This is a genomic window from Sphingomonas bacterium (assembly GCF_903643035.1).
Taxonomy (GTDB): Bacteria; Pseudomonadota; Alphaproteobacteria; order Sphingomonadales; family Sphingomonadaceae; genus Sphingomonas.
Genome location: NZ_CAHJWW010000122.1, coordinates 1 through 8,622 on the forward strand (window position 1 = coordinate 1; position 8,622 = coordinate 8,622).

The 8,622-nt window shown below is 71.7% G+C and carries 12 protein-coding genes; 9 read left to right on the forward strand and 3 right to left on the reverse strand.

The features are described 5' to 3' along the window. A partial coding sequence (locus HUV01_RS08980; RefSeq protein WP_302480037.1) for a cold-shock protein occupies positions 1 to 265 on the forward strand: 265 nt, incomplete at its 5' end. A 193-nt stretch (positions 266 to 458) separates the two neighbouring features. Further along, the gene (locus tag HUV01_RS08985; protein ID WP_174297948.1) at positions 459 to 752 is read left to right on the forward strand and encodes a hypothetical protein; all 294 of its coding nucleotides are present in this window, start codon (positions 459 to 461) and stop codon (positions 750 to 752) included. Between the two features lie 85 nt (positions 753 to 837). Here the strand turns inward: HUV01_RS08985 and HUV01_RS08990 are convergent, their stop codons facing one another. Both HUV01_RS08990 and HUV01_RS08995 read right to left on the reverse strand, forming a co-directional pair. Then, the gene (locus tag HUV01_RS08990) at positions 838 to 2,487 is read right to left on the reverse strand and encodes a cisplatin damage response ATP-dependent DNA ligase (RefSeq protein ID WP_174297958.1); all 1,650 of its coding nucleotides are present in this window, start codon (positions 2,485 to 2,487) and stop codon (positions 838 to 840) included. A 77-nt stretch (positions 2,488 to 2,564) separates the two neighbouring features. Next, positions 2,565 to 3,116 (reverse strand): TMEM165/GDT1 family protein, encoded by a 552-nt coding sequence (locus HUV01_RS08995; RefSeq protein WP_254606523.1) that lies wholly within the window; start codon positions 3,114 to 3,116, stop codon positions 2,565 to 2,567. A 254-nt stretch (positions 3,117 to 3,370) separates the two neighbouring features. On the opposite strand from HUV01_RS08995, the gene rpmG reads away from it, so the two are divergent. Then, complete coding sequence (gene rpmG, locus HUV01_RS09000) at positions 3,371 to 3,538, forward strand: 50S ribosomal protein L33 (protein WP_174297950.1); 168 nt, start codon at positions 3,371 to 3,373, stop codon at positions 3,536 to 3,538. Positions 3,539 to 3,558: 20 nt separating this feature from the next. Here rpmG and HUV01_RS09005 read toward each other — a convergent pair whose 3' ends face one another. Further along, positions 3,559 to 3,921: a response regulator gene (locus HUV01_RS09005; protein ID WP_174297951.1), complete on the reverse strand. Its 363-nt coding sequence runs from the start codon at positions 3,919 to 3,921 to the stop codon at positions 3,559 to 3,561. A 33-nt stretch (positions 3,922 to 3,954) separates the two neighbouring features. On the opposite strand from HUV01_RS09005, the gene HUV01_RS09010 reads away from it, so the two are divergent. From HUV01_RS09010 to HUV01_RS09035, 6 genes are all read left to right on the forward strand, one after another. Further along, on the forward strand, positions 3,955 to 4,242 hold the full coding sequence (locus HUV01_RS09010; protein WP_174297952.1) for a DUF3572 domain-containing protein: 288 nt from the start codon (positions 3,955 to 3,957) through the stop codon (positions 4,240 to 4,242). A gap of 44 nt (positions 4,243 to 4,286) precedes the next feature. Beyond that, entirely contained in the window at positions 4,287 to 4,913 is a 627-nt protein-coding gene (locus tag HUV01_RS09015) for an HAD family hydrolase (protein ID WP_174297959.1), read from the forward strand. Next, the gene (locus tag HUV01_RS09020) at positions 4,910 to 5,386 is read left to right on the forward strand and encodes a RidA family protein (RefSeq protein WP_174297953.1); all 477 of its coding nucleotides are present in this window, start codon (positions 4,910 to 4,912) and stop codon (positions 5,384 to 5,386) included. Before HUV01_RS09015 ends, HUV01_RS09020 begins: the two co-directional genes overlap by 4 nt. Positions 5,387 to 5,674: 288 nt before the next feature. Then, on the forward strand, positions 5,675 to 7,435 hold the full coding sequence (gene recQ / locus HUV01_RS09025) for a DNA helicase RecQ (RefSeq protein WP_174297954.1): 1,761 nt from the start codon (positions 5,675 to 5,677) through the stop codon (positions 7,433 to 7,435). Further along, on the forward strand, positions 7,432 to 7,905 hold the full coding sequence (locus HUV01_RS09030; protein WP_174297955.1) for a TIGR01244 family sulfur transferase: 474 nt from the start codon (positions 7,432 to 7,434) through the stop codon (positions 7,903 to 7,905). Before recQ ends, HUV01_RS09030 begins: the two co-directional genes overlap by 4 nt. An 18-nt stretch (positions 7,906 to 7,923) precedes the next feature. Next, complete coding sequence (locus HUV01_RS09035; RefSeq protein ID WP_174297956.1) at positions 7,924 to 8,379, forward strand: hypothetical protein; 456 nt, start codon at positions 7,924 to 7,926, stop codon at positions 8,377 to 8,379. The last annotated feature ends 243 nt before the right edge of the window (positions 8,380 to 8,622 follow it).

An 8,622-nucleotide genomic window follows, 5' to 3' on the forward strand; every position in this document is an offset into this window, starting at 1 on the left:
CGGCTTTGGCGGTGGCGCGAGCGGCGGCGCGCCGCAGCGCCAGCTGACCGGCGAGAAGGCGACCGGCACGGTCAAGTTCTTCAACGCGATGAAGGGCTTCGGCTTCATTCAGCGCGATGACGGTCAGCCCGATGCATTCGTCCACATCTCGGCCGTCGAGCGCGCTGGCATGCAGACGCTGAACGAGGGCGACAAGCTCGAGTTCGAGCTGGAGGTCGACCGGCGCGGCAAGTACGCCGCCGTCAACCTGCAGGCGGGCGGCTGAGCCCTTCGACCCGGCGGTGAGCCAGCGGCCCGTCCGGAGCGATCCGGGCGGGCCGTTCGCGTTTGACGATCCCCGCCCGTGCGGGGGAACGGGACGGCCGGCATCCGCTCCCGTCCTCTCAGGCCCGGTCCTCCCGCCGATGCGCGGCACGTCCCCGCCGGTCGCGCGTTGGAGGAGCGACAGGAGACCAGCGATGACCGGCCCCGACGATCACCCCGACCACGACAGGATCGATCCCGAACGCCCGCGCGGCACGAACCCGTTCGACCAGCCGGACCATTTCACCGGTCAGGTCTATGACATCGGCCGCGAGCGCGAGATGGGCCGGCGATTGCCGGGCGGGCAGGAGGATCGGGTCGCGAGCGGCGGCGATCCCGAAACGCCGCCCGAACACGACGCCCGCGCGTCGTTCGATCCCGCCACCGGCGCGGTACATGACGTCGCGCTGGTCGAGGACGGCGGCGAGCCGTCGCCGCCCCCGGAGTAGACGCGTAATTGTAAACGTGGGTCTTCGGACCCGGCAGGTCCGGACGGCCGACATGCGCCGACACAGAGGCTTGTCGCGTCGGCGCCTAGTCCATCCGCGCCGCCTCGTCGGCGATCATGCGGCGCAGCGTGTCGATCCGGTCCGCCTCCGCCGCCGGCTTGTCGGTGCGCAGCCGGGCGATGCGGGGAAAGCGCATGGCGATGCCGGACTTGTGCCGTTTCGACCCATGGATCGAGTCGAACGCGATCTCCAGGACCAAGCCCTTCTCCACCTCGCGCACCGGGCCGAAGCGGTTGAGCGTGTGGCCGCGCACCCATTTGTCGAGCCAGGCGAGTTCGGCGTCGGTGATCCCCGAATAGGCCTTGCCGACCGGCAGCAGTTCGGCCCCCTCGGCCGGATCGCCCGTCCAGCAGCCGAAGGTGAAATCGCTGTAGAAGGAGGACCGCCGCCCGTTGCCGCGCTGCGCGTACATCACGACGCAGTCGGCGGTGAGCGGATCGCGCTTCCACTTGTACCATAGCCCCGTGCGGCGACCGGCGACATAGGGCGAGTCGCGGCGCTTGAGCATCACGCCCTCGATCGCCGCGTCGCGGGCGCCGGCGCGCATCGCCTCCAGCTCCGTGAAGTCGGCCGCCTCGATCACCTGGCTCAGGTCGAAGCGGGCGGGGTCCAGCCGCGCGGCGAATGCCTCCAGCCGCGCGCGCCGCTGCGTCCACCCAAGTTCGCGCAGGTCCTCCGCGCCGTCGAACAGGATGTCGTACAGCCGGACGAACGCGGGATAGTCCGCGAGCATCCTCGCCGAGACGGTCTTGCGGCCCAGTCGCTGCTGGAGCGCGTTGAAGCTCGCTGCGCCACCGCCCTCCTCCAGCGTGCCGCCCTGATGCTGCCCGCGCACCAGCAACTCGCCGTCGACCGCCCCGGGCGTCGAGAAGGCGGCCGCGACATCGGGGAAGCTGCCCGTCACGTCGTCGCCGGTGCGGCTGTAGAGCCGCGTCTGCCCCCCTTCCGCATTGGGGACATGGACGATCTGGACGCGGATGCCGTCCCATTTCCACTCGGCGGCATAGTCGGCCAGGTCGACCCGCCCGTCCTCCAGCCCATGGGCAAGCATGAACGGGCGAAAGACGGGCACGCCCGCCGACGTGGGCCGGGGCGCGTGGCCCTGTCCCCAGGCGAACAGCGGCGCATAGGGCGGGGACAGGCCGTGCCACACCTCCTCGACCGCATCGACGTCGAGCCCGAAGGCCTGCGCGAGCGCGGTCTTGGCCAGCCGGGCGGAAACGCCGACCCTGAGCTCTCCGGTTGCCATCTTGAGGAGCGCGAACCGCTCCTCCGCGTCCAGCCGGTCGAGCATGGCCGCGAGCGCGGCGGGCGCATCCGAGCGCGACAGGCGAAGCAACGTGTCGACCGCGCCCGCCACGGTCAGCTCGGCCGCATCGGTCGCCGTCCCGGCGGGCGGCGGACGCTGCGTCCACAGCAGCGCGACCGTCTCCGCGGTGTCGCCGACATAGTCGCGGCTCATCCGGAACAGCACCGGGTCCACGCGCTCCTCGATCAGCGCGCGGATCACGGCGGGCTTGACGCCGGGCAGGTCGAGGTCGCCGGTCAGCGCCGCAAGACCCCAGCCCCGGTCGGGATCGGGCGTCGCGACCAGCCAGTCCGCGATCAGCTTCAGCTTCGCGTTGCGCGAGCGCGTGTAGATCAGCGAGTCGAGGAGCGCGGCAAAGGCGTGCATGTCGCCCCGGTGCATGGCTCAGGTCGGGCGCTCCGGCTAGGGGCGGGGGCATCGGCCCGTCCTTTTCGCGATCCGCGTCAGGTGAGCCCAAGCGCGTGCAGCCCCAGGACGAGACCGGCGAGCAGCAGCACCGACGCCGAACCCCAGCGCATACCCGCCAGCGGCAGGCGCCGGTATCCCGCCTCGCCCAACAGCGCGGCGGGCGCCACCACGACGAGGCTGCCGATCGTCGCCCCAACGCCCGCGAGCCAAGGGACCGGGCTGCGCGCCGCCAGCGCCGCGGCCACGAACTGCGTCGCGTCGCCGAACGCCATGACGAACAGGCCAAGCCCCGCGGTCGGGAAGCCGCCGATCCGCCATCCGGTCAGCGGATCGGGGCGCCCGGGCGCGAACGGCATCCCCCCGGCGGCGATCAGCAGCGCGCATGCCAGCAGCAGCAGCTTCGCATCGGGGCTGAGAATCGGCGCGGCGACGGTCCCGGCGGCGGCGGCGAGCGCATAGTTCGCCGCCAGCGCCAGCGCCGCCGCGACGATCACGACCGCCGGACGATACCGGTCGGCCAGGATCGCGGCGAGCCAGCCCGTCCGGTCGCCGCACTGCGCGAGCGCGGCGACGACCAGCGCCGCCATCAATGCGTCCACGGTGCCGCCGCCGGTCCCACGCCACCCGTACCGGATACGATCGCCATCGCACGCTCCTTTAGCCCGGATGGTGTAGGAGACAGCGGTGAAGGGGCGATTAAGCCGCGCGACGGAGCCGACCCGACCCTGGCTGGCCTTACCTTGGCTGGCCCGACCTTGACTCGAACGCCCGGCTGCGTCATGCGCCCGGCCTTCCAGACGCCATCAGCCCGCGTCGCAGCGTCTTTCCAAGGAACGGGCCAATGGCCAAGCCGACCACCATCAAGATCAAGCTCGTCAGCTCCGCCGACACCGGTTTCTTCTACGTCACCAAGAAGAACCCGCGGACCAAGACCGAGAAGCTGTCATTCAAGAAGTACGACCCCGTCGTGCGCAAGCACGTTGACTTCAAGGAAGCCAAGATCAAGTAGGATCGCGGCATCCCGATGATCTAGGCCAGTGCGCGCACGCATTCCACGAAGCGCATCAGGCTGATCGGCTTGGAGACATAGGCATCGGCCCCCGCGGCGCGGATCCGGTCCTCGTCGCCGCGCCCCGCATAGGCGGTCACCGCCATGATCGGTATCGCGCGCAGCGCCTCGTCCGCCTTCAATTCCACGATCAGCTCGAAGCCGCTGACGTGCGGCATCTGGATGTCCATGACGATCAGGTCCGGCATCGTCTCGCGCGTGCGGCCGACCGCGTGGCGACCGTCGCGCACCGGCTCCGCGACATAGTCGTGCGCGCGCAGCAGATCGCAGAACAGCTTCAGATTGAGTTCGTTGTCCTCGACAACGAGCACCCGTTTTGCCACGCGATCCCTCCGACAGAGGATGGCGAATAGGCGATGGCGACGGTGGAGACAAACGACGATCCGGTTCCGGAAGCGTCCGAACTGGGGTTGCGCGCGCTCGCATGGACGCTCGCCGAACCGGCGCGGGCGATGCGGCTGCTCGACGTGACGGGGCTGGACCCGCGCGAGCTCAAGACCAGGGCGGGCGAGCCGGCGGTGCTCGGCGCGGTGCTGGGCTTCCTCGAATCGCACGAGCCCGATCTCGTCGCCTGCGCGCAGGAACTCGGTCGCTCCCCGCAGGCGCTGGTCGCAGCGCGCGCGGCGCTGGAGACCGCGTCGTGACCCGCCCGCTGCTCATCACCGACTGCGACGAGGTGCTGCTGCACATGGTCCGCCATTTCCGCGGCTGGTTGGGGGAGGCGCACGCGATCGACTTCCGCATCGGCCACCATGACTTTGCGACCGCGATGACGAAGGCGGACGGCTCCACGCCGGAGCCCGACGAGATGTGGGCGCTGCTCGGTGGCTTCTTCCCCGGCCAGATGCACCGCCAGACGCTGGTGCCGCACGCGGCCGAGGCGCTGGCGACGATCGGGGAGGGGGCGGACGTCGTCGTGCTGACCAACCTGCTCGACGCATGCCGGCTCGCGCGCACGGAGCAGCTGGCCGGCCACGGGATCGAGGTCCGGGTCGAGACCAACCAGGGCGGCAAGGGCGCGCCGGTCGCGGCGCTGGTCGCCCAACATGCCGATGATCGAGGCGACCCCGTCACCGTGTTCGTCGACGACCTGGCGATGCACCACGATTCGGTCGCGCGCCACGCGCCGGGCGTGTGGCGGCTGCACATGATCTCGGAGCCGGAGCTCGCCGCGAACGTGCCGCCCGCGCCCGCCGCCCACGCGCGGCTTGACGACTGGCAGGCGGCGCGCGACTGGATCGCGACGCGCTTCGCCGACGGGCGGCAGGCGCCCGACCCGACGCTGCACCCCGAGCATGATGGAGCCCCGGCATGACCGACCGTATCGACCGCGCGCTCGCCGACCTCGGCCTGACGCTCCCCGAGGCGGCGGCCCCCGTCGCCGCCTATGTCCCGGCCGTCGAGGCGGGTGGAATGCTGTACCTGTCCGGACAGCTGCCGTTCCGCGACGGCGCGCTCGTCATCGGCCGGCTGGGCGACGGCCTTGGCGTGGAGGAGGGGCGCGAGGCCGCGAAGCTGTGCGGCCTGATGGTCGCGGCGCAGATCAGGGCGGCGCTCGGCGGGTTCGGGCGGGTACGCCGGATCGTGAAGCTGGGCGTGTTCGTGAACTCCGCGCCCGACTTCACGCAGCAGCCGCAGGTCGCAAATGGCGCATCCGAGCTGATGGTCGCGCTGTTCGGCGAGGCCGGCCGCCACGCCCGCTCCGCGGTCGGCGTGCCCGTGCTGCCGCTGGGCGCCGCGGTGGAGGTCGACGCGATCGTGGAGCTGGGAGCGGGCGCGCTGGATTGAGCGCCGCGACGCCGGTGGCTGGCGGATGCTCACTGGAAACGCTCCGCGGGGACCGGCCCCGGATCGCCATTCCTCCCCCAGAGGGGGAGGGGGACCGTCGCGCAGCGATGGTGGAGGGGTAGGTTGCCCGGAGGAACAGGGGCTTGGTTCAGGAGCCCGCGATCGCGGCGCTGAACGGCCCGGAACCCGCGGTTCGCCACGTCGTCGTGGCCCCGGTTCCCGCCGCTCCGTCGAACGGCGGCGCGATCCGCTGGCAAGCCGGAGCGCGCCGTCCTAGATGCATCGCCGATGGACCCTATTCCCAGCCTTCAGCGACTGTTCGGCTTTCCCGATTTCCGCGGCGTGCAGCGTCAGGTGGTGGACCGCGTGCTGGCGGGCGAGCGGACGCTGGCGGTGATGCCGACCGGGGCGGGCAAGTCGCTGTGCTATCAGCTGCCCGCGACGATGCTGGCCGGAACGTGCGTCGTCGTCAGCCCGCTGATCGCGCTGATGCACGACCAGCTGCGCGCCGCGACCGCGGTGGGCATCCGCGCGGCGACGCTGACCAGCGTCGACGAGAACCAGGCCGAGACACGCGCGCGCCTGCGCGCCGGCGAGCTCGACCTGCTGTACGTGGCGCCCGAGCGTGCGTCGAACCCGAGCTTCCGCGACCTGCTGGGGCAGGCGAGGCTCAGCCTGTTCGCGATCGACGAGGCGCATTGCGTCAGCGAGTGGGGGCATGATTTCCGCCCGGACTATCGCCTGCTGCGCCCGTTGCTCGACCAGTTCGGCGACGTGCCGCGGCTCGCGCTGACCGCCACCGCCGACGCGCATACCCGCGCGGACATCCTCGAACAGCTCGGCATTCCGGCGGACGGCCTGATCGTTTCCGGCTTCGACCGGCCCAACATCCAGTATCGCATCAGCCCCAAGGACAACACCACCCGCCAGATCGCGGACGTGATCGCGGCCACGCCGGGCGCGGGGATCGTCTATGTCCAGAGCCGGGCGGGCACGGAGAAGATGGCGGCGGCGCTGGCGAAGACCGGACGGCCGACCAGGGCCTATCACGCCGGGCTCGACCCCGCCGTGCGCGCGCGCAACCAGGCCGCGTTCGTCGCGTCGGAGGACATGGTGATGTGCGCCACCGTCGCGTTCGGAATGGGGATCGACAAGCCCGACGTCCGCTTCGTCGCACATGCCGGTCTACCGAAATCGATCGAGGCCTATTACCAGGAGACCGGCCGCGCGGGTCGCGACGGCGACCCGGCGGTGGCGCACCTGTTCTGGGGCGCGGACGATTTCGCCCGCGCGCGGCAGCGGATCGCGGAGGTGGAGCCCGAGCGGCAGGCGGGCGAGCGGACCCGCCTGTCGGCGCTGGGCGCGCTGGCCGAGACCGCGGGATGCCGCCGCCGCATCCTGCTCGCGCATTTCGGCGACGATGCGCCGGCGACCTGCGGCAATTGCGACAACTGCCTCTCGCCGCCCGGTTTCCTCGATGCGACGGAGGTGGCGAGGAAGTTCCTCTCCGCCGTGTTTCGCACGGGGCAAAGCTATGGCGCGGGCTATGTCGAGGCGATCCTGACCGGCCAGTCGACCGAGCGGTCGATGATGAACGGGCATGAGGCGTTGGGCGTGTTCGGCATCGCGAGCGATCCGGCGGAGGCGGCGCTCATCAAGCCGGTCGCGCGCGCGCTGCTGTTGCGCGATGCGTTGCGCGCGAACGAGCATGGCGGGCTGGAGTTCGGACCGGGCGCGCGCGCGATCCTGAAGGAAGGGGAGCAGGTCGCGCTGGTGGCGCAGCCGAGGCGCGAGCGTCGGCGCAAGGGCGCGTCTCCCGACAACCCGATCGGCGATCCGCTGTTCGAGGCGCTGCGGCTCTGCCGCCGCGACCTGGCGCAGGCGGCGAGCGTGCCGCCCTATGTGGTGTTCCACGATTCGGTGCTGCGCGAGATGGCGAGCGCGCGTCCGGGCAGTCGCGCGGCGCTGGCGCGCATCGCGGGGGTGGGCGAGCGCAAGCTCGACGCCTATGGCGACGCCTTTCTCCAGGTGATCCGCGAGGCGGCATGACGAGCGTTCCAGAAATCGGACGGCCAGACATCGGGCAACCAGACATCAGGTGGATCGACGATCGCACCGCCGTCGCGCCACAGGTGACGCCTGCGATGATCGCGGCGGTGAAGGCGGCGGGCTTCGTCGCCATCGTCAACAACCGCCCCGACGACGAGGAGCCGGGCCAGCCGGCGGGGGACGCGGTCCGCGCGGCGGCGGAGGCGGCGGGGCTCGGCTATGCGGCGATCCCGGTTACGCAGGCGGGCTTCTCGCACCCTCAGCTCGACGCGATGGCGCGGGCGATGGCGGAGGCGGACGGTCCGGTGCTCGCCTTCTGCCGCTCGGGCACGCGCTCGTGCAACCTGTGGGCGCTCGCCAGCGCGAAGGCCGGCGGCGAGCCCGCGGCACTGGTCGCGCAAGGGTCTGCGGCGGGTTACGACCTGCGCGGCATCCGGCCGATGCTCGACGCGCTCGCCGGTCCACGATGAGCGGGGCCTGAGCGGGACGTGAGCGACGTGTTGATCGAGGCGGTCGCCGCCGGCGGGGTCCTGACCGCCGTGGCCGCCACGGCCATCGTGGGGAACAGGTTGCTGCGTGGCCGGCGCAAGGCCGCGCGTCTCGACGACGAGGAGCAGGCGATGGAGCGGGCCGGCGCGTCGCTGGCCGGGTTCCGCCCGCTCGCGGCGGTGATCGGCGCGGATGGCGCGGCGGCGCTGGTGAGCGGCAGCGGACCGGACGAGGCCGGACGACTGGCGCTGGTGCATGCCGTCGGGCGGCATCTGGCGGCGCGCGAGGTCGACTGGAACGCGGTGCGGGCCACGCCCGGGGGCATCGTCGTCGAGACGGGCCAGCGCCGGGTCGGGGGCGTGCCGCTGGCCGGCATCGACGCGCTCGACGTGCGGCGGCTGGCGCCGGCGGCGTCCGACGAGGCGGTGCGGGTCGCCGAGCGGCTGGCGTCGTAAGAACCCGTCGCCGTCCGCCCGCCTGCGGCACTGGCCCTGTAAAACCGGCCCTGCAAAACCGGCCCTGTAAAACCGGCCCTGTAAAAAAGCCCGGTGCGTCTCCGCACCGGGCAAGGGTTCCGCAGGAGGAACGTCGGTGGGCGGCGGGTTTCCCGCCGCCGAAGCAGTTCAATAGTGGTAGGCTCGTTCGCCGTGTTCGGCGATGTCGAGGCCTTCGTGTTCGGTTTCGAGGCTGGTCCGGAA

Excerpts from the sequence above, each read along its gene's own strand:
- HUV01_RS09010 (WP_174297952.1), top strand. The coding sequence starts at position 3,955 with ATGGCGACGGTGGAGACAAACGACGATCCGGTTCCGGAAGCGTCCGAA.
- rpmG (WP_174297950.1), top strand. The coding sequence starts at position 3,371 with ATGGCCAAGCCGACCACCATCAAGATCAAGCTCGTCAGCTCCGCCGAC.
- recQ (WP_174297954.1), top strand. The coding sequence starts at position 5,675 with ATGGACCCTATTCCCAGCCTTCAGCGACTGTTCGGCTTTCCCGATTTC.
- HUV01_RS09015 (WP_174297959.1), top strand. The coding sequence starts at position 4,287 with ATGGTCCGCCATTTCCGCGGCTGGTTGGGGGAGGCGCACGCGATCGAC.
- HUV01_RS08990 (WP_174297958.1), bottom strand. The coding sequence starts at position 2,487 with ATGCACGCCTTTGCCGCGCTCCTCGACTCGCTGATCTACACGCGCTCG.
- HUV01_RS09030 (WP_174297955.1), top strand. The coding sequence starts at position 7,432 with ATGACGAGCGTTCCAGAAATCGGACGGCCAGACATCGGGCAACCAGAC.
- HUV01_RS09020 (WP_174297953.1), top strand. The coding sequence starts at position 4,910 with ATGACCGACCGTATCGACCGCGCGCTCGCCGACCTCGGCCTGACGCTC.
- HUV01_RS08985 (WP_174297948.1), top strand. The coding sequence starts at position 459 with ATGACCGGCCCCGACGATCACCCCGACCACGACAGGATCGATCCCGAA.
- HUV01_RS08995 (WP_254606523.1), bottom strand. The coding sequence starts at position 3,116 with ATGGCGGCGCTGGTCGTCGCCGCGCTCGCGCAGTGCGGCGACCGGACG.